The organism is Kribbella antiqua (assembly GCF_004345665.1).
Lineage (GTDB): Bacteria > Actinomycetota > Actinomycetes > Propionibacteriales > Kribbellaceae > Kribbella > Kribbella antiqua.
The window spans coordinates 1,031,133-1,050,075 of sequence record NZ_SLWR01000001.1; the positions used below are offsets into that span (position 1 = coordinate 1,031,133).

An 18,943-nucleotide genomic window follows, 5' to 3' on the forward strand; every position below is an offset into this window, starting at 1 on the left:
GCCCAGCGCGGTCAGTCGCGGCGGGCGAAGCTCAGCGTTTCGCCGCGGGCGCCGCCCATCCAGAGGTCCTGGCAGGCCGCGGCCATCTCGTCCAGATTGTCGACAATCGCACCGAAGACATTCCCCGGCACCCAGCCCTGGTCGCCGTTGATCAGCAGGTTGTTCCGCCCGTAGAACACAGCCAGGTCGACAATCGCCCCCGTCGTCCCGGTGCCGGCCGAGTTCTCGTACCCGTACGCCGGATTGCCGAGATCATCGGAGTCGAACGAGAACCAGCACAGATCCCCCGGGATCGGCGTGACCGTCGTGTTCTCCTTCCCCGGATCGGCCGGGGCGAACGCCGGCAGCAGCGTGTAGATCTCGTTCCGCGCGTACTTCCCGTGAAAGACCGGCGCGGACAACGGCAGCGCGTCCCACACCGCCGCGCACGTCCGCGGCGCCACGTCGTCGAGCAACTTCGCGACACAACTCACGCCACGCTTGTCCAGGCTGACGGTGATGTACCTGCTCATCGTGCCTCCAAGGTCGGTGTTCGCGAATGCCAATCAGTGGCCGCTTGGTACGCCTGCCCGACGCGCAACGTGAGCGCGTCGGCATGCCGCGGTCCGACAATCTGCATGCCCACCGGCAGACCGTCGGACGTCAACCCGCACGGCACACTCAGCGCCGGCTGCTGGGTGAGATTGAACGGATACGTGTACGGCGTCCAACTCGTCCAATCCGGCGACGCCCACCCATCCGGCACGTCCTGCCCGATGGGGAACGCCGTGATCGGCAGCGTCGGCGTAACGAGTACGTCGTACGACTGATGAAAGCGTCCCATCAGCAGCCCGAGTTCCATCCGGACCTGGGTGGCGTCGAGGAAGTCGGAGGCCGAGTACGACGACCCGAGCTCGGCAACTCGGCGCAGTCCCGGATCAACACGATCGTCGACCGTGTACGCCGACAGCACCTTCGCCGCGCCGGACCACCAGAGCACGTTGAACGCGTCGACCGGATCTGAGAAGCCGGGATCGACCTCGGTCACCTCGGCCCCGGCATCCGCGAGTACGTCGACGGCGGCGCGCACCAGCGCTTCGACTTCCGGTTGATTGTCAACAAAACCAAGATCAGACGAGTAGGCAATCCGCAGACCGGCCACACCGTCATCGATCCCGCTCAGGAAAGATGTGGCCGGCGTCGGCATCGCGGACCAGTCGCGCACGTCGAACCCGGTGACGATATCGAGCAGCGCCGCCGTGTCCCGGACCGTCCGCGTCATCGGCCCGGCGTGCGACAACGTGCCGAACGCACTCGGCGGATACAACGCGATCAGCCCGTACGTCGGTTTGAGTGCGACCGTCCCCGTGAACGCCGCCGGGATCCGCACCGACCCACCACCGTCGGTGCCGATCGACCACGCGCCCATGCCGAGACCGACCGCAGTCGCCGAACCGCCACTGGAACCACCGGAGGTCTTCGACGGATCCCACGGGTTGCCGGTCGCGCCGTACCGATGGGAGTCGGTGACGCCCTTCCAGGAGTACTCCGGGGTCGTCGTCTTGCCGAGGATGACGGCGCCGGTCTCCTTGAGCCGGGCGACGCACGGCGCGTCCTCGTCCCACGGACCGTGCTCGTCGATCATCGTGCTGCCGCGCATCGTCGGCCAGCCCCTGGTCCAGAGCGCGTCCTTGATCGAGGTCGGCACACCGTCGCCGGCCCCCAGTGGCTCCCCGGCATGCCACCGGGCCTCCGACTCCTTCGCGGCAGCGAGCGCACCTTCCGCGTCCACCAGCACGAAGGCGTTCACCTGCTCGTCGTACCGCTCGATCGCGTCCAATGCGTCCTGGGTTGCTTCCACCGGCGAGATCGCGCCGGTCCGGTACCCCTCGAGCAGGTCGGTCGCCTGTGCCTTGGACGTCATCTGTCTCCTGTCGGGATGTAGCCGAGCTTCTTGTCCACCACGTTCAGCAGGGGCTCACCGGCGAGCCAGCGCTGCAGATTGTCGACGAACTGCTGGGCGAGCGCGTCCCGCCAACCGAGTACGTCGCCGGACATGTGCGCGGTGATCGTCGCACCGGGCGCATCCCACAGCGGATGCTCCGGCGGCAGCGGCTCACGATCGAAGACATCCAGCGTCGCCGCGATGTGCTGATCCTGGAGAGCCTTGAGCAGTGCGGTTTCGTCGACAATCGGACCGCGAGCAATGTTGACCAGCTGCGCCCCCGGCTTCATCGCAACCAGCACCTTGCCGTCGACCAATCCCTTGGTGGCCGCGGTCAACGGCGCCGCGAGCACCAGATGGTCAACATCCCCGACCACGTCCGCAAGATTGCCACTAGCAACCACCTCCCCGAAGTCCGGATCCGCGGACCGGGCCACCCGCCCGGCGCCGCGCACCTGCAGACCTGCCGCCCGCAGCAATCGCGCGATCTCCCGCCCAATAGCCCCAGTGCCGACAACCAGCGCCGTCGCCCCGAGCACTGACCGCGTCTCCCGATGCCGCCACTCACGCCGCCGCTGCAACTCGAAACTGTGCCGACTGTCCTTGGCGTGCGCGATCACCGCGCCAAGCACATACTCCGCAATCGGCCGGTCGAACACCCCATGCGCATTCGTCACAACAACGTCCGAATCCCGCAACGCATCGAACAACAGCGTGTCCACGCCCGCCGCGGTCACATGAATCCACTCCACCGACCCCGCATCGGCCCAAACATCCCGAACCGCGGTCGAGAAGAAGTCCCACAACATCAACCCCCGAGCGCCCCGAACCGCCTCCCGCAACCCCTCGGCATCACAAAACCGAAAGTCGACGCGAGGATCCGAGGTGCTGAGGGCTTCGAGGCCGGGTGGGCGGTCGGTGGCTCGCTCGCAGAGCACCGCGATGATGGGGAGCTCGGAGGAGGGAGGCACGCCTTGAGGCTAGGAACCGACCCGTAGGATTGTCAACAATCTCTTGTGATCGATCGACGCCTGGCCGCACACTGAGCTGCATGACGCTGCGCCCTCCCACCCACGAGCTGCTTCCCGTGGAACCACCACTCCTCCAGACCGGCATCGGGGTCGTCGCGCCGTACGACTTCGCCCTGGACCGGGAGCTGTGGCGCTGGGTCCCCGACGACGTCACCCTGCATCTGACCAGGACGCCGTACGCGCCCCTCGCGGCAACCCTCGAGATGGCGGTCCACATCTCCGATCCGGCCCTCATCGCTCAGGCCGCGGTCGACGTACTGCCGGTCGCGCCACTCGCGGTCGCCTACGCCTGCACCTCAGGCAGCTTCGTCGGCGGCCTGTCCGGCGAGGCCGCGCTCGTCGACGCGATGGTCGCAGCCGGCGCACCCGCCGCGGTCACAACCAGCGGCGCCCTGCTCCTCGCCCTGCGACACCTCGGCATCAGCCGCATCGCAACCGTCACGCCGTACACCGACGATCTCACCGCCGGACTCAGCACATTCCTCGGCGAGGCGGATGTGGAGGTCGTCGCTACCGCGGGACTCGGCCTGATCGCTCAGATCTGGACAGTCCCGTACGAGGCGACGGTCGAGCTCGTGCGCACTGTCGACAATCCGAATGCCGACGCGATCTTCATCAGCTGCACCAACCTCCCGACGTACGACGTCATCGCCCATCTCGAGGCGACTATCGGCAAACCAGTCCTCACCGCCAACCAGGTCACGATGTGGTCCGCCCTAGCTCTAGCCGGCCGAAAAGCCATCGGCCAAGGCCAACGGTTGCTCGCATGAGGATGTCCGAGCTGCCCGATGCGTTGGATCAGGCAGTTGAAGCGGATGAGTTTGTCGGCCGGCTGCAGCGAGTCCGGGCCGCGATGGGCGAGCGGGGTTTCGGTGCGTTGATTGTCAACGATCCGGCAAACCTCTTTTACCTGACTGGATACAACGCCTGGTCGTTCTATACCCCGCAGTGCCTGGTCGTCCCGGCCGACGGCGAACCACACCTGTTCGCGCGCGCCATGGATGCGGCCGGAGCGGCGTACACCTGCAATCTCCGCGCGGAACAGATCCACGGCTACCCCGAGGATCTGGTTCATCAGCCCGACGTCCACCCATACGACTGGATCGCGGCACGAGCTCGCGAGCTGATCCCGGCCGGCGCCGACGTCGGCGTCGAAGCCGATGCGCACTTCTTCTCCGCCCGCGCGTACCTTGCCCTGGGCAACGGTCTGCCCGGCCACCGGCTGGTCGACTCGGCCGAGCTGGTGAACTGGGTCCGGCTGGTCAAGTCACCGCACGAGCTGCGGCAGCTCCGGATCGCCGGCTCGATCGCCGAGCACGCGATGCGGATCGCCCTCGACCAGCTCCGCCCCGGCCGCCGGCAGTGCGACCTGGTCGCCGAGATCCTCGCCGCACAAGCGATCGGAACCCCTGAACACGGCGGCGACTACCCGGCGATCGTGCCGATGCTGCCCACCGGTGAAGCGGCAGGTACGCCGCACCTCACCTGGACCGACCGCCCGTTCGTAGCCGGCGAGGCGACCACGATCGAGGTCGCCGGCGTCTTCGGGCGGTACCACGCTCCCCTCGCTCGGACGGTGATGCTCGGCGATCCACCCCAGCGGCTCAGCGACACCGCCAAGGTAGTTGCCGAAGGCATGCAAGCCACATTGTCGACAATCAGACCGGGCGTCACGGGAAGCGCCGTACACGCTGCCTTCACCGAGGTGATCGCGGCACACGGGCTGGTGAAGGAATCGCGGATCGGGTACTCGATCGGCATCGGCTACCCGCCCGACTGGGGCGAACGCACGGTCAGCCTGCGCGCAACCGAAACGACCGTGCTCCAAGCGGGCATGGCGTTCCACGTGATCCTCGGCATGTGGATGGACGGCTGGGGCTACGAGTTGTCCGAGCCGGTAGTGGTCAGGTCGACCGGCGTCGAACAACTCACCGACCTGCCGCACGAACTCACGATCAGGAGGTAGATCCTTGAAGGCTCTCCCGTACGCCGAACGCGTCGCCGGACTGGTCGGCTCGGTGATCGACTCGAGTACGTCGCTGTTGCACAAGCAGACGCACGACATCGTGCGCTTCGCGATGGGCTCACCGGCAGCCGAGGCGGTGCCCGCGCGGATCCTGGCCGAGATCGCCGCCGAGCAACTCAGCCTCGCCGACGCGTACGACTACGCGGCCACCGAGGGCGATCCCCCGTTGCACGCGGCGCTCTTGGAAATGCTGCGCGGAACGAGCGACGAGACCACCGCGGAACGGCTCACCATCACCGCGGGCGGCATGCAGGGGCTCGATCTGTTCTGCAAGCTCTTCGTCGACCCCGGCGACCTCGTCGTGGTCGAGTCACCGACGTACACGAACGGCAGTGCGACCGCTCTCTCGTACGGCGCGGAACTGCTGGAGGTCGCGGTCGATGACGACGGCATGATTGTCGACAATCTGCCTCGCCTACTTGAGGGACGTCGCCCGAAGGCGATCTATACCATCCCGACCTTCCAGAACCCGTCCGGCGCGACGCTGTCGCTGGAGCGGCGGCACCGGTTGCTCGAGCTCGCGCGATCGTGGGGCTCGATGGTGATCGACGACGATCCGTACGGGCTGCTGCGGTTCGACGGAGACCCGCTGCCGACGTTGCGCGAACTCGGCGCCGGCGATCCGCTGGTGTTCGCCGTACGGACGTTCTCCAAGATCGTCGCGCCCGGCCTGCGCGTCGGATGGGTCGACACGGATCCGGAACTGCAACCGCTTCTGATCAACGCCAAACAGGCGATGGACACCTGCACCAACCTGCCCGCCCAGCGTCTGCTCGCCGGATTCCTGACCGGCGGACACCTCGAAGATCATCTCGTCACCCAGCGGGCCCAGTACAAACGACGCAAGGAGGCGATGCACGCGGCACTGCGAGAGCACTTCGGCGACATCGCCCGGTGGACCGATCCGCAGGGCGGCTTCTTCCTCTGGGTCACCCTCGAGAACGGCGTGAACACCGCCGAGCTCTTCGAAGTCGCGCTCGCGGAAGGCGTGGCGTTCATCCCCGGTACGGCGTTCTCGCCCACTGGCCGGTTCGACGATGCACTCCGGCTGTGCTTCGCCTCCACCCCGCCGGAACGGATCCACGACGGCGTCGCCAGATTACGCCGGGCAGTCGACAAGGTGAGCTAGTTGCCGATAGCAACGACATGCAGGTGAGAGAATTCGTTTACGCCGTTGTTACACAGCACGTCCGCGGCCGAAACCAACGCGTCCTGAACTGAATGGGACCCGCTGACAGGGCGGGGCGCCCCTAGGGTTCCGCTGCCGGCGACGGCAGGACTGGTCCGAGAGGGGAGGCGGCGCCGTTGCGACGGTGTCGTTCCACGGCGGGACAAAAGCCCGGGAGGCCTTAGCTGGCCCCGGGCTGCCGTGTGCATTCCGGGCCGATCCGATGGAGGCCGGAATGTCAGCCACTCCCGAAACACTGACGCACGCCGGGGAACCAAGCGCGGAGGATCTGGGCGGCTTCGGCTACGCCCAGCAACTCTCGCGCCGAGTCGGCAGCTACGCCTCGTTCGCTGCCGGCTTCTCGTTCGTGTCCATCCTCACCACTGTGTTCCAGCTGTTCGGCCTCGGCTTCGGCTTCGGCGGAACGGCCTTCTTCTGGACCTGGCCCGCCGTACTCGCGGGCCAGTTGATGGTCGCGTTGTGCTTCGCCGAACTGGCCGCGCGCTACCCGTTGTCCGGTGCGATCTACCAGTGGGCCCGGCGTCTCGGTGGCGCTGTCGTCGGCTGGTTCGCGGGCTGGACCATGGTGATCGCGCAGATCATCACGCTGGCGACCGCCGCGATCGCCTTGCAGGTGGTGCTCCCGGCAGTCTGGTCCGGCTTCCAGCTGGTCGGGACCGACTCCAGTCTGGCTTCCAAGGACGGCGCCGCGAACGCCGTCGTACTGGGTTGTCTGCTGCTCGCGGCTACCACCTTGCTCAATGCCACCAGCGTCCGGATCGCGGCTGTTGTGAACTCGGTCGGGGTGACGTGCGAGCTGATTGGCGTCGTTCTGATCGTCATATTGTTGACAAGCCGAGCCGAGCGCGGTCCGGCGGTGGTGCTGCACACGACGAACCTCGACAGTTCGACCGGGTACGTCGTACCGCTGCTGATCTCTGCGTTGATGGCGGCGTACGTGCTGGTCGGGTTCGACAGTGCAGGTGAGTTGTCGGAGGAGACGCACAAGCCTCGCGCGACCACGCCGCGGACGATTCTGCGCGCAGTGATCGCGTCCGGGATCGGCGGTGCGTTCCTGATCATCGCCGCGTTGATGGCCGCTCCGTCGTTGACCGACGGCGATCTCGCCACGCAAGGACTGCCGTACGTCCTGACCAGCCGGCTCGGTACGACCGCCGGCAAGCTTCTCCTGCTCGACGTCGCGCTCGCGGTCTGTGTCTGCACGTTGGCAATCCAGACGGCCGCGGCCCGGATGATCTTCTCGATGGCACGCGACAACGTCCTGCCGGCGTCGGCCCAGCTGCGCCAGGTGTCGCGTCGTACCGGCACTCCGGTGACGGCGACCATCGTCCCCGGCGTACTCGCGGCCGTCTGCCTGGTGGTGAACGTGGGCAACGCGGGGCTCTTCCTCGGCCTGGCAAGTGTCTGCATCATGCTGCTGTACATCGCCTATCTGATGGTCACTACTCCCATGCTTGTACGGCGGTTGACCGGCAACGGCCTGGCCGAGGGAGTGGACGAGAACGGCAAGCCACTATTCTCGCTCGGGCGCTTCGGCGTGGTCGTGAACGTGATCGCGGTCGCCTACGGACTCACGATGGCGATCAACCTCGGCTGGCCGCGCGCCGATGTCTACGATCCGGCGGGTGACGGTTGGTACCTGCACTACCTCCCGCTGATCACGGTCGCGATCGTCGCCCTCGGCGGTCTGATCGCCTACCGCGCTCAGCGCAGCGCGTACCACGCGTCGATCGGACTCGTCGTGCCGGTTGCTGCCGCGGCAGCAGTCGAAGGAGCCGGCGCATGAACTACGACATTCCCGGCGCCGCCGTCCGGTCCGTGCCGGTTCGCGCTGGACGCAGCATTACTCTGACGGCTCTGGGCGACGGAGCGAACGCGTCGGTGCTGATCATCGGCGCGGATCGCCTCGATCGCCTCAACATCCCGGACACGCTGAAGTCGCAGATGACCGCTCGGATCCGGGCCGGCCTGGTCCTGATGTCGGACCGTGGTCTAGCCCTGGCGACGGTCGTCGCATCCACTCTTGACTGGCACGACTGCCTCACCGGACTCATCCCCGACCGACTGCTGCTGGTCGAACTCGCCAAGCACGGATTCAGTACGGCGGACCTGCACGGCTGCATCAACTTCTTCTCGAAGGTCGCCATCAGCGACGACTCCCGCGCATCGTTGACAATCGTCCCCAACCACGCCCAAGCCGGCGACGCTGTCACTCTCCGGGCAGAACAAGACCTGCTGGTGTTCATCTCGACCGCACCCCACCCGCTGTCGAACCATCCGGCGAGCCCAGGCGTCGCGCTGTCAGATCATCCGGCGGCCGCGGGCGGCGCGCTGTCCCACCAACCGGCGGCCGCGGGCGTCGCCGTACGTATAAAGCCTGCGGACGAGCCCGACGAGCTCGAGCTGCGGGAGGAAGCGGTGCGGGCGCTCGAGTTGACCCGGGGGCTGATGGCATGAGTCTCACCGAAACAGCCGTCACCCTCGACAGCATCGTGGAGCCTGGTGACGGCGCACTGATCCCTGTCCCGGCGGGCGGCAGATTGCGGATTGTCGACCTGCACGGCAACCAGGCCGTGGACACCTTGTTCTACGACGCGCACGACATCGACAACCGGTACTCGGCCTTCGACACCATCCGCGCACAGCGAGCCGTCTACCTGACCACCGGATCACGCCTGTTGTCGGCGAAGCTCGACGAACTCGCGGTCATCACCGGCGACACCTGCGGCCGGCACGACACCGTCGGCGGCGCGTGCTCGCAGGAGAGCAACGTCATCCGGTACGGCGAATTCACCCGCCACCAGCACGCGTGCCGGCAAACCTTCCTCTACTACGGAGCCAAGGCCGGCATCGGGCAACGGCAACTCACCCACAACGTCAACTTCTTCATGAACGTACCGGTCACCCCGGCCGGCGACCTGAAGTTCGACGACGGTCTGTCCGCACCCGGCCGGTACGTCGAAATCACCGCGAGCCGCGACATCCTCGTCCTGATCAGCAACTGTCCACAACTGAACAATCCTTGCAACGGCTGGAATCCGACACCGGTGCAACTGCTGGGCTGGTGGTGAGGTTGTCGACAATCAGGTTGATTGAGGGCGGCACCCAAACCACCGTGCAGGACCTGGCCGGACGCCCCGGGTTGTGGGATGTCGGCGTACCACCGTCAGGCGCCGCCGACGAGCTCAGCTTCGCCCTGGTGAACGCCGCGGTCGGCAATCCGGAGAGTGCGGCCGGTCTGGAGTGCGTGCTCACCGGGCCGGTGCTGACCTGCGACGAGGACCGGCTGATCTGCATCGGCGGCGCGGCGAACAATGCGACGATCGACAATCTGCCGGTGCGGCCCGGGATGGTCGTCCGCCTCCCGGCCGGAGCTGTCCTGGACGTCGGCCCGCTCGCCGGACCAGGGATGCGCGGGTACGTCGCCTTTGAAGGCGGACTGGATGTTCCGCGCGTGCTCGGCAGCCGGTCGACGTTCGTACTGGGCGGCTTCGGCGGTCACGACGGCAAACCGCTCGCCGCAGGCGACTGGCTTCCGCTCGGCCGGCGGGAGAATCTGCTCAGTCCGCTGTCGGTCGACCTGCCCGCGATGTCGGATTGTTGGCAATTGCGCGTGATCCCCGGCCCACACGGCGCCCCGGAACACCTGACCGCCGAAGGCGTCGAGGCGTTCTTCGCAAACAGTTGGATTGTCGACCATCGCTCCGATCGCACCGGGATCAGGCTCGTCGGACCCGTCCCCGGCTGGGCCCGGACCGACGGCGGTGAAGCCGGTCTGCATCCGTCCAACGTGCACGACTCGGCCTACCCGGTCGGCGGCATCATGCTGTCCGGCGACACCCCGGTCATTGTCGGCAAGGACGGCCCTTCGCTCGGCGGCTTCGTCGTACCCGCGGTCGTCATCGAGGCGGACCGATGGATGCTAGGGCAGCTCCGGCCCGGCGACTCGGTCCAGTTGGCGCCGGTGACGCTCGAGGTCGCGGAGGACGCGATCCGCGGACGGCGTCGATGGCTGGCAGACCTCCGCCAGGAGCCGCCGACCGTTGCACCGGAGGTAAGTCGTCCAGACCGTCCCAAAGCCTTGCACCAATCGGCCGGCGCCGAGGCGGCTCCGCCGTACACAGCCGGACGGCAGACGGCTCCGCCGTACGCCGGTAAACGGCAGACGACTCCGCCGTACACGATCAGGTGTGCGGGTGAACGGCACCTGCTGGTTGAGGCCGGACCGGCTGAGCTCGATCTGACTGTCCGGGTCTGGATTCACCTGCTGGCACAGGCGTTGCGCGACGACCGACCAGACGGTGTCGTCGAGATCGTCGAGGGTGTGCGGTCGCTCCTGGTGGCGGTCGACTCGACGCGCCTGGGCCTGATCGCACTCGCTGAGCGTCTCGCCTTCCTGGCCGCCGGGTTGGCGGATCCATCCGAGGTCGTACTGCCGGCGCGCGAGGTCACCCTGCCGATCGCGTTCGACCACCCCGAGGCTCATGAGGCGATGCGGCGGTACGCGACGTCGGTCCGCCCCGATGCGCCCTGGTGTCCCGACAACGTCGAGTTCATCCGCCGTGTCAACGATCTGCACGACCGCGACGAGGTCTTCGAGATCATGCAGGCGGCGACATACCTGGTGGTCGGGTTAGGCGACGTCTACCTCGGCGCGCCGGTCGCCGTACCGATCGATCCGCGGCACCGGCTCGTGACGACGAAGTACAACCCAGCGCGGACCTGGACACCTCAGAACGCGGTCGGCATCGGCGGCATCTATCTCTGCGTGTACGGCATGGAAGGCCCAGGTGGGTACCAGTTGGTCGGGCGGACCGTGCCGGTCTGGCGGCTCTCCCGGAACGACGAGCAACCCTGGCTGCTGCGGCAGTTCGACCTGATCCGATTCACTCCGGTGAGCACGGAGCAACTCGCGCACGAGCGGGCCGAGATCGCCGCCGGCCGGGCGGACCTCCAGGTCACGCCCGCGACGTTCTCGATCGCCGACGTACGCCGGATCGAGCAGGAGGCACCTGTGGACATTGCGACAATCCGCGCGAAACGACGTGCGGCCTTCGAGGCCGAACGGGCGAGGTGGGGCGCATGAACGAGTGGATCACCAGAGTCGATCCGATCGAGCCCGCCGCCGGACCGCTGCACGGACTGACGATGGCTCTGAAGGACAACATCGACCTTGCCGGAGTACCGACGACGGCCGGCGATCCACGGACGACGGACCCGGCGGAGCGCAACGCCTTCGTGGTCGACCAGCTGATCGCGGCCGGCGCCGTACCGCTCGGGAAGACGAATCTGGATCAGTACGCGACCGGCTTGGTCGGCACGCGTTCGCCGTACGGCGCCTGTCATTCGGTCTTCTCCCCCAACCACGTATCGGGTGGTTCGAGCTCGGGCAGTGCGGTCGCGGTGGCAAGCGGGCAGGTCGACTTCGCGCTCGGCACGGACACCGCGGGGAGCGGACGAGTGCCGGCCGCCTTCAACAAGCTCGTCGGGATCAAGCCGAGTCGCGGCCTCGTCTCCGCACGTGGCGTCGTACCGGCGTGCCGCTCACTCGACTGCGTGACCGTGATGGCCCGGACTGTCGCCACGGCCCGCCGGGTATTCGACGTGATGGTCGCGTACGACGCCGACGACGCCTGGTCGCGGCGGGCATCTGACCTGCCGCGGCATCGTCCGGGTCGTACGCCGGGCGCGGCGGCGGTCATCGGCGTACCGGATCTGGCGCTCGACCTCGATCCGCTGCACGAGCAGGCGTGGCAGGAGACTCTCGACCAGGCTCACCGGCTCGGCGAGGTCGTGAAGGTGGATGTGCGGCCGCTGCTCGAGGCCGCTGAATTGCTGTATTCCGGGCCATGGCTGGCCGAGCGCTGGCTGGCTTTCGGGGACAAGCTGGACGACGACCCCGCGGTGGATCCGATCGTGCGGTCAATCGTCCGAGGTGGCGCTGCTTTGACCGCTGCGGAGGCCTTCGCAGGCTTCGATCGGCTTGCGACGCTCGCCCGCGCCAGTGAGGGTTTGTGGACGGAACTCGACGCCCTGCTGCTGCCGGTGACACCCGGCCATCCCACGTTGGCGGAGGTTGTCGCCGACCCGATTGGGGTGAACAGCCGGCTCGGACGCTTCACGAACATGGTCAACCTGCTCGACCTCTGCGCGGTCGCGTTCCCGGGTCCGGATCGTGCCGATGGGCTGCCGTTCGGAGTGCAGTTGCTGGCGCCGGCCGGTCACGACGACGTCATCATCGACCTGGCCGCGGTGTGGTGCGGTGAGCCCGTCTCCGATGGTGAGGTGCTGCTCGCGGTCGCGGGTGCGCATCTGACTGGCCAGCCGCTCAACGACGAGCTCGTACGACGGGGTGCGCGGCTCGCCTTCGAGGCGCGGACGGCTTCGTCGTACCGGATGTATCTGGTCGACGGACCTCGTCCCGGCCTGACTCGGACCCTGTCGGCCTCGGAGCCAGGGCCGGGGATCGAGGTCGAGGTCTGGAGTCTGCCGGCCGCGGAACTCGGTGGGTTCGCGGCGACCGTCGAACCACCGTTGGCGATCGGCCCACTCGACCTGTCGGACGGCCGGCGCATCCTCGGTTTCGTGTGCACCGCCGACGGTGCCGATCCGGCACGCGACATCACGTCGTACGGCGGCTGGCGTGCGTACCTGGCCGGGAGGTCCACCTAGGCTGGCTGTCATGACTCTCACGCCCGCCGAACAGAGCGTCCTCGACCGCATCGACGAAGACCTGCTGGTGCGGGTCACTTCGGAGTTGCTGCAGGCAACCGGCCAGAACCCGCCCGGCGAGGAGGCCGCGACCGTCGCGGTCCTCGCCGCGGCGGGGCGGGAGCTCGGGCTTGACGTTGCTCTGTCCGCGGTCGAGCCCGATCGCGACAACGTGAGCATCACACTTGCCGGTGGCAACGATCCGGGACTGCTGATCCTCGGCCATACGGACGTCGTACCGATCGGTGACGGGTGGACGACGGATCCGTTCGGCGGTGTGGTGCAGGACGGCCGGATCTATGGGCGCGGTGCGTCGGACATGAAGGGCGGTCTCGCGGCGGCGCTGGTTGCGCTGGCTGCCTTGCGCGGTACCGGGTTGAGCGGGGCGGTCGAGCTCGCGGCGGTCGTGGACGAGGAGGAAACCGGGAAGGGTATTCGCGCTTACGTCGCTGATTCGCCTGGCAGGTTTGCTGGCTGTCTCACCGCCGAGCCGACCGATCTGCAGACCATCATCGCGGCGCGCGGTGACTCGTATCTGCGGGTCGCCGTCCACGGCCGCGCCTGCCACGCAGGCAACCCAGCCGACGGAGCGAACGCCATCTACGGCGCCGCCGCCGTGGTGGCCGAGATCGAACGCCTGCATGCCGAACTCGCCGCCACGCCACATCCGCTGCTCGGCCCCGCGACCTGGAGCGTCGGCCAAATCAACGGCGGTACAGGCGGCTCCATCGTCCCGGCCGAATGCGTCGTCGTTGCCGACCGCCGTCTCCTGCCCGGCGAGTCTCCTGCCGACGTACTCGACGATCTTCGCTCCCGTGTCGCGGGGTTAAAGCTGGAGGATCGCGGGCTGACCGTCGACCTCGACATGCCGATGGAGATGCCCGCCTTCTCGACACCGGCCGATGCTGAGCTTGTCCGAGTTGTTGAAGCGGCGCGGGTCGACGCCGGCGGCCCGGACGTACCGCTGAGTGGCTGGACTGCCGCCTGCGACGGTGGCTACGTCGCCCGGGACCTCGACGTACCGGTTGTCGTGCTGGGCCCCGGCTCAGTCACCACCCAAGCCCACCGGGCCGACGAGTCCGTCTCCATCGCCGAACTGACGACCGCCGCGCGCGCGTACGCCCTGACCGCTCTGCGCCTACTCGGCTAACTGCCCGGGTGCCTATGTCTTGCGGCCAGGTGCCTGTGTGGTGCTGCCGGGTGCTTGTGTGGTGCTGCCGGGAAAGAAGTCGGCGCCCTGCACGTACTCCATCCGCCGGGTGAACTCGGGATCGGCGAGACGCGCCATCATCTCGTCCTCGGTGAGCTCCTCGATCCTGGTCTGAATCCAGTACAGATTCCCGTACGGATCGCGCACCCGCCCCACCTTGTCACCGAAGAACAGATGCGTCACCTCGGTCACCGACGTACCGCCAGCCGCCACCGCCTGTGCATGCACGGCCTCCGCGTCATCGACGTACAACCGAAGAAACGCGGGCGTAGCCGGCCACTCCGGCTTGGCGTCGAACATCATCACGACGGCGTTCCCGATCCGCATCTCCGCATGCCCGATCCGCCCGTCATCACCGGTCAGCCGACTGAGCTCCACAGCCCCAAACGCCCGCCCCAGCCAATCCATCAGCCCCGCCGTGTCCTGCCCGATGATCCACGGCGTCACCGTCGTATAACCCTCAGGAATCCCCATCACACTCCCCTTCCATTCCCCCTCACCGTAAAACCAATTCCGGCCACCCTCTGTCCTCTACTCCCCCGCCTTCACCGCAGTTTCATTGCCCTCAGCAACCACCCCACAATCCCCCGCACTGCAACGGATCCCACCATCCACAACCCCAGTCCTTGTCATGTCGCAGGACATCGGTGACGGTTCTGTATCGGGACATCGGTGACGTTGCGGGGGTGTTGGTGGTGACACTTCGGTGAGTCGGCGGGGTCGGTGATGCCTGGGGCCGGTCGACTGCGTGGGTGTCGAGGAGCGAGCTTGTTGATCCTCGTGTCCGTCTCGCGATCATGCAGTGGCCGTCTGATGCGCTTCGTGGGGCGGTGACGATGTTCTGTGCCGAGCACGGTCTCTCGTGCAAGACGTTCTAGGAGATCGGGCGACGCAGTCTCGTCGACGGTCCTGCGGCGGCGTTGGCGCCGAGGTCGCGGCGGCCGAAGTCGAGCCCGTCGAGGCTGGCTGATGTGGTCAGGCGGCAGGCGGTCGGGGTCCGTGCGGCGCTCGAGCAGTCCGGGCTGGGCTGCGGCCCGGTCAGCGTGCACGACAAGATGCGGGCGATGGGTCTGGAGGTGGTGCCTTCGGTCGCGTCGCTGGCCAGGATCTTCCGCGAGGCCGGCGTGGCGCGGCTGGAGCCGAGGCGGAAGCCGAGGGCGGCGTGGCGCCGGTTGGTGTATCCGGCGCCGAACGCCTGCTGGCAGCTCGACGCCACCGAGTGCGTGCTGAGCCGGGGGCGTAGGTGCGTGATCTTCCAGCTCATCGACGACCACTCCCGCTGCGCGGTCGCCTCCTACGTCGCGTGGGGCGAGACCGCCGAGGCGGCGATTGTCGTCTTCGACCAGGCCGTGGCCGCTCATGGCGTGCGCCAACGGCTGCTGTCGGACAACGGGTCCGCGCTGAACCCGTCGCGCCGTGGACTCCTGGGCCAGCTCGTTGTCCACGTGATGGCCCTGGGGGCCGAGCCGATCACCGGCAAGCCCTACAAGCCGACCACCCAGGGCAAGGCCGAACGCTTCCACCAGACCCTGTTCCGCTACCTCGGCGAGCAGCCGCTGGCCGCCGATCTGACCGAGCTGCAGGCCCAGGTCGATGCCTTCGACCACCTCTACAACACCCAGCGGCCCCACCAGGGCCTACCCGGCCGCGTCACCCCCCTGACCGGCTGGGAGGCCACCGCGAAGGCCGAGGCTCCCCGCCCCACCCGTGAGCAGATCGCCCGCCCCCGCACCCATCACCCCCGCACCCATCGACCCAGGTCCGCACCGGTTCTACCTGAACAAGGTCCAGTACCTGACCGGCGCCCAGTACAGCTTCCAGCAGGCCCTCGTCATCACCGACGCCGACAAGATCACCGTCACCAACCCCGAAGGCGAGATCCTCATCGAGCGCACCCGACCCGCACCCGGCATCACCTACGTCGGCAACGCCAGGCCACCCGGACCACACACCGACAACCCACGAACGTCACCAAAGCCCTGACACATCAACCGTCACCGATGTCCTGACACAAACTGTCACCGAAGTCTTGAGAGACATCACACACAACACTCCAAGGATTTGGCTCAATCGAACACCTGTTCTAATATAGATGCATGACGGGCCTTTCGACCATCCAGCCCGGCGGCGGCCACCCGGTCCCCGCCGACACGGTCGCGCCCACCTCGTCTGCGGCCGCCCTGTCTGGCTCCAGCCATGCGATCTGCTGCGCACATTGCACGGCCTGGCCGCCTGGGCCGCCCGACTACATTCCCGACGACCTGCCCGACCCGATCGACCACGATCTTTCCGTCGACCCGGAATCCGTCCCCGAGCCGGACGATTGGGATGTCGAGCTGGACGCGCCGGTGGCCGCGACCCGATCCTCGCGCGTCGATGACCTGGACTGGCAGGAATGGCACGGCGTGGAACAGGACGAGGCCGACCGCGCCCTGCTCGCCCTGGACGCCCCCGCCTGGCTGTCCTTGCCGCCCGGCGGCGCGTTGGCGGCCGCGCTGGAAGACAGCCGCCCGCGAGCCATGTCGCCGATCGCGTTGATCGAGTTGATGAAGGCCACCACCCGGATGGTCGCCTGGGCCGAATCGATCAAGGCCGAGGCGATGGCGTCGTTCTATCGGCACCGCCGAGCCGAACACACCGAGTCCCCGCGTCCCACCCAGCTCGACACCCGGGGCCGCCCGATCGACCCCGACCGCTCCTGGCACGCCGAGCTCGCCCTCGCCCTCGGCCTGTCCCCCACCACCGTCGCCCGCCACGTCACCACCGCGCTGCGCCTCACCAGCACCCTGCGCGCCACCCACACCGGGCTGAAATGCGGCACGCTCACCTGGGGCAAGGCCCTGGCCATCTCCGAGGCCACCAGCCAGCTATCCGATGAGGCCGCCCAGGCCGTCGAGGCCCACGTGCTGAAACGCGCCCCGCAGCAGACCCACCGCAACCTGCTCGAGTCCCTGCGCCGCCAGGTCGCCAAACACACCACCCGCCAGGACGCCGCTGACCACCGCGCCGCCGTCGCCGACCGCACCTGCAAGATCGTCCCGCTGCCCAACGGCATGGCCGGGCTGTGGATCGTCCACACCGCCGACAAGATCCAGCAGATCTGGGTCACCATCCAAGCCATCGCAGCCCTCGCCAAACGCGGCACCCCCACCGGCACCCCCACCGGCACCCCGACCAACGACGCCCCGACCGACGACGCTGCCAGCAACGAGTCTGCAACAAGCGCCGCCACGAACGCGCCCGCCGCGGGCGAACCTGCCGCCAACACGAACACCACTGGCAGCCCCACCACCGGCGACACCACCACTGGTTCGCCCACCGGCGACAACCCCACCCGCGGTGACACCGACGGCACCACAGGAAACGGCTCCACGAACAGCAGCTCCGCCAACAACCCGGCCACCTCCAAGGCCTCCACGACCACGGGCCGCACCAGCGACCCCGCCACCTACAACTCCGCCACCGACAAGCCGGCCATCGTGCATCCCACCACCACGAATGCCACGGACCTGCACGCGACGGCACCTGCAGAGTGCAGACCTACCTCCACGCGACCGGCGCCCACGGCCGCCAGGCCCGAGCCGCCGATGACCAGCACCAACACCGCCTCCGCCGATCCGAGCGACGGCGCGATGAACCACGCCCCCACGGCACTCCAACACGACGACTCCACCGCGAGTCCGGCAAAGGGCACCAGCACCGCCGAAGAACCGTGGGCGGACGCCAGTGCAGAACAGATGGAGCACAATCACGCCACGAACCCAACAGACACGCGCATAGCCGCACCCCGCCACACCGACGCCGCCGCGGAGTCGGTCAAGGACACCCGGACCGCGGGACAACCGCGCGCCGACGCCACCGCCGAACCGGCAACGCACGGCCGGTCTACGGAACCGGTGACGCACGGCCGGTCTGCGGAAGCGGAGAAGGACGCCCGGACCGCCGAGCAGCGGCGCGCCGACGTGGCTGCGGATCTGTTCGAGCACATACTGCGCAACGGACTGGACTGGCTCGGCCGACGCCTACCCGACCAGCACCGCCGCCGGCCCCACATCGAAGTCGTTGTGCCCGCTTCGACCCTCCTCGGCGTCGATGACGACCCTGCCGAGTTGACCGGCTACGGCCCCATTCCCGCCGAGATGGCCCGCCGCATCGCCACCGACGGCACCTGGCGACGGCTGCTGACCGACCCGCTCAACGGCATCGTGCTGGAAGCCTCCACCACCCGCCACGACCCCGGCACCCTCGTCACCGAAACCCTCCTCGCCCGCCACCCCGTCTGCGCCTGGCCCGGCTGCAACCGCACCTCCCGCGACTGCGACCGCGACCACACCACCCCCTTCACCCAAACCGGCACCACCACCCTCACCGGCCTCGCCCCATACTGCGAATACCACCACGTCATCAAAGACACCCCCACCTGGGGCTGGACCACCACCAGCCACCCCGACGGCTCCATCACCCTCACCACACCCACCGGCCACCGCCACACCACCGTCCCACCCGCCCGCGGACCCGTCACCACCCACAACCATCACACCGGCACCCATCCCGTCGACGGCTTCGACACCCACGACTCCAGCACGCGTGGCACCGTCGGCCACGCGAACCCCGCCGGCGTCAGCGGGCCTGGTGCGCACAACCGAAGCGCCAGCCACCCCACGACCACGCCGCCGCGTATACGAACCGACGACCCCCCACCCTTCTAAATGCGACTGACAGCATGAGTCGCCAACGACGAAGCTCCTCGAGCTCAGACAGACCGCGCGTCTCCAAGCCCAAAGCGCTGCGGCGCTGAGGCAAGCTCCAGGCCCAAGGCGCTGCGGCTCCGAGGCGAGCTCCGGCTCCGGGC

The 18,943-nt window shown here is 68.0% G+C and carries 16 protein-coding genes, 1 pseudogene and 1 riboswitch; of the genes and pseudogenes, 12 read left to right on the forward strand and 5 right to left on the reverse strand.

The genetic code is table 11. The features are described 5' to 3' along the window. Nucleotides 1-11: 11 nt before the first annotated feature. From EV646_RS04945 to EV646_RS04955, 3 genes are read right to left on the reverse strand one after another with little or no spacing between them, the layout of a single operon-like run. Nucleotides 12-512 carry a DUF3830 family protein gene (locus tag EV646_RS04945; protein WP_132144277.1) on the reverse strand — a complete coding sequence of 167 codons (501 nt, stop codon included), beginning with the start codon at nucleotides 510-512 and terminating at the stop codon, nucleotides 12-14. Then, nucleotides 509-1,903 carry an amidase gene (locus EV646_RS04950; protein WP_132144279.1) on the reverse strand — a complete coding sequence of 465 codons (1,395 nt, stop codon included), beginning with the start codon at nucleotides 1,901-1,903 and terminating at the stop codon, nucleotides 509-511. Before EV646_RS04950 ends, EV646_RS04945 begins: the two co-directional genes overlap by 4 nt. Continuing rightward, nucleotides 1,900-2,895: a D-2-hydroxyacid dehydrogenase gene (locus EV646_RS04955; RefSeq protein ID WP_241995300.1), complete on the reverse strand. Its 996-nt coding sequence runs from the start codon at nucleotides 2,893-2,895 to the stop codon at nucleotides 1,900-1,902. The genes EV646_RS04950 and EV646_RS04955 overlap by 4 nt, the downstream gene beginning before the upstream one ends. An 80-nt stretch (nucleotides 2,896-2,975) precedes the next feature. Between EV646_RS04955 and EV646_RS04960 the strand changes: the two genes are divergently transcribed. The 9 genes from EV646_RS04960 to EV646_RS05000 all read left to right on the forward strand — a co-directional run bounded on the left by EV646_RS04960 (nucleotide 2,976) and on the right by EV646_RS05000 (nucleotide 14,031). Continuing rightward, nucleotides 2,976-3,725, forward strand: coding sequence for a maleate cis-trans isomerase family protein (locus tag EV646_RS04960; RefSeq protein WP_132144281.1), 750 nt, complete (start codon nucleotides 2,976-2,978; stop codon nucleotides 3,723-3,725). After that, nucleotides 3,722-4,921, forward strand: a complete 1,200-nt coding sequence (locus EV646_RS04965) for a M24 family metallopeptidase (protein ID WP_241995302.1) — start codon at nucleotides 3,722-3,724, stop codon at nucleotides 4,919-4,921. Before EV646_RS04960 ends, EV646_RS04965 begins: the two co-directional genes overlap by 4 nt. Before the next feature lie 4 nt (nucleotides 4,922-4,925). Continuing rightward, nucleotides 4,926-6,110, forward strand: a complete 1,185-nt coding sequence (locus tag EV646_RS04970; RefSeq protein ID WP_132144283.1) for an aminotransferase-like domain-containing protein — start codon at nucleotides 4,926-4,928, stop codon at nucleotides 6,108-6,110. A gap of 110 nt (nucleotides 6,111-6,220) precedes the next feature. Next, nucleotides 6,221-6,329: riboswitch (guanidine-I (ykkC/yxkD leader) on the forward strand. A 55-nt stretch (nucleotides 6,330-6,384) separates the two neighbouring features. After that, the gene (locus tag EV646_RS04975; RefSeq protein ID WP_132144285.1) at nucleotides 6,385-7,956 is read left to right on the forward strand and encodes an amino acid permease; all 1,572 of its coding nucleotides are present in this window, start codon (nucleotides 6,385-6,387) and stop codon (nucleotides 7,954-7,956) included. Then, the gene (locus EV646_RS04980) at nucleotides 7,953-8,627 is read left to right on the forward strand and encodes a DUF1989 domain-containing protein (RefSeq protein WP_132144287.1); all 675 of its coding nucleotides are present in this window, start codon (nucleotides 7,953-7,955) and stop codon (nucleotides 8,625-8,627) included. The genes EV646_RS04975 and EV646_RS04980 overlap by 4 nt, the downstream gene beginning before the upstream one ends. Next, on the forward strand, nucleotides 8,624-9,241 hold the full coding sequence (locus tag EV646_RS04985) for an urea amidolyase associated protein UAAP2 (RefSeq protein WP_132144289.1): 618 nt from the start codon (nucleotides 8,624-8,626) through the stop codon (nucleotides 9,239-9,241). The genes EV646_RS04980 and EV646_RS04985 overlap by 4 nt, the downstream gene beginning before the upstream one ends. A 2-nt stretch (nucleotides 9,242-9,243) precedes the next feature. Further along, the gene (locus EV646_RS04990; protein ID WP_132144291.1) at nucleotides 9,244-11,256 is read left to right on the forward strand and encodes a 5-oxoprolinase/urea amidolyase family protein; all 2,013 of its coding nucleotides are present in this window, start codon (nucleotides 9,244-9,246) and stop codon (nucleotides 11,254-11,256) included. Continuing rightward, nucleotides 11,253-12,842, forward strand: a complete 1,590-nt coding sequence (gene atzF, locus EV646_RS04995; protein WP_132144293.1) for an allophanate hydrolase — start codon at nucleotides 11,253-11,255, stop codon at nucleotides 12,840-12,842. The genes EV646_RS04990 and atzF overlap by 4 nt, the downstream gene beginning before the upstream one ends. Before the next feature lie 10 nt (nucleotides 12,843-12,852). Next, the gene (locus EV646_RS05000; RefSeq protein WP_132144295.1) at nucleotides 12,853-14,031 is read left to right on the forward strand and encodes a M20 family metallopeptidase; all 1,179 of its coding nucleotides are present in this window, start codon (nucleotides 12,853-12,855) and stop codon (nucleotides 14,029-14,031) included. A 12-nt stretch (nucleotides 14,032-14,043) separates the two neighbouring features. On the opposite strand, the gene EV646_RS05005 is transcribed toward EV646_RS05000, so the two are convergent. Continuing rightward, a complete protein-coding gene (locus EV646_RS05005) occupies nucleotides 14,044-14,565 on the reverse strand; it encodes a VOC family protein (RefSeq protein WP_132144297.1) in 522 nt (173 codons plus the stop codon). Between the two features lie 400 nt (nucleotides 14,566-14,965). Beyond that, nucleotides 14,966-15,355: a hypothetical protein gene (locus EV646_RS40895; RefSeq protein ID WP_422386692.1), complete on the reverse strand. Its 390-nt coding sequence runs from the start codon at nucleotides 15,353-15,355 to the stop codon at nucleotides 14,966-14,968. Here EV646_RS40895 and EV646_RS40900 point away from each other — a divergent pair. The 3 genes and pseudogenes from EV646_RS40900 to EV646_RS05015 all read left to right on the forward strand — a co-directional run. Next, nucleotides 15,315-15,737, forward strand: a pseudogene (locus EV646_RS40900) (integrase core domain-containing protein); the annotation flags it as partial. The gene EV646_RS40895 and the pseudogene EV646_RS40900 overlap by 41 nt on opposite strands. A gap of 61 nt (nucleotides 15,738-15,798) precedes the next feature. After that, on the forward strand, nucleotides 15,799-16,074 hold the full coding sequence (locus tag EV646_RS40905; RefSeq protein ID WP_422386693.1) for a hypothetical protein: 276 nt from the start codon (nucleotides 15,799-15,801) through the stop codon (nucleotides 16,072-16,074). A 113-nt stretch (nucleotides 16,075-16,187) separates the two neighbouring features. After that, nucleotides 16,188-18,800: a DUF222 domain-containing protein gene (locus EV646_RS05015; protein WP_132144299.1), complete on the forward strand. Its 2,613-nt coding sequence runs from the start codon at nucleotides 16,188-16,190 to the stop codon at nucleotides 18,798-18,800. The last annotated feature ends 143 nt before the right edge of the window (nucleotides 18,801-18,943 follow it).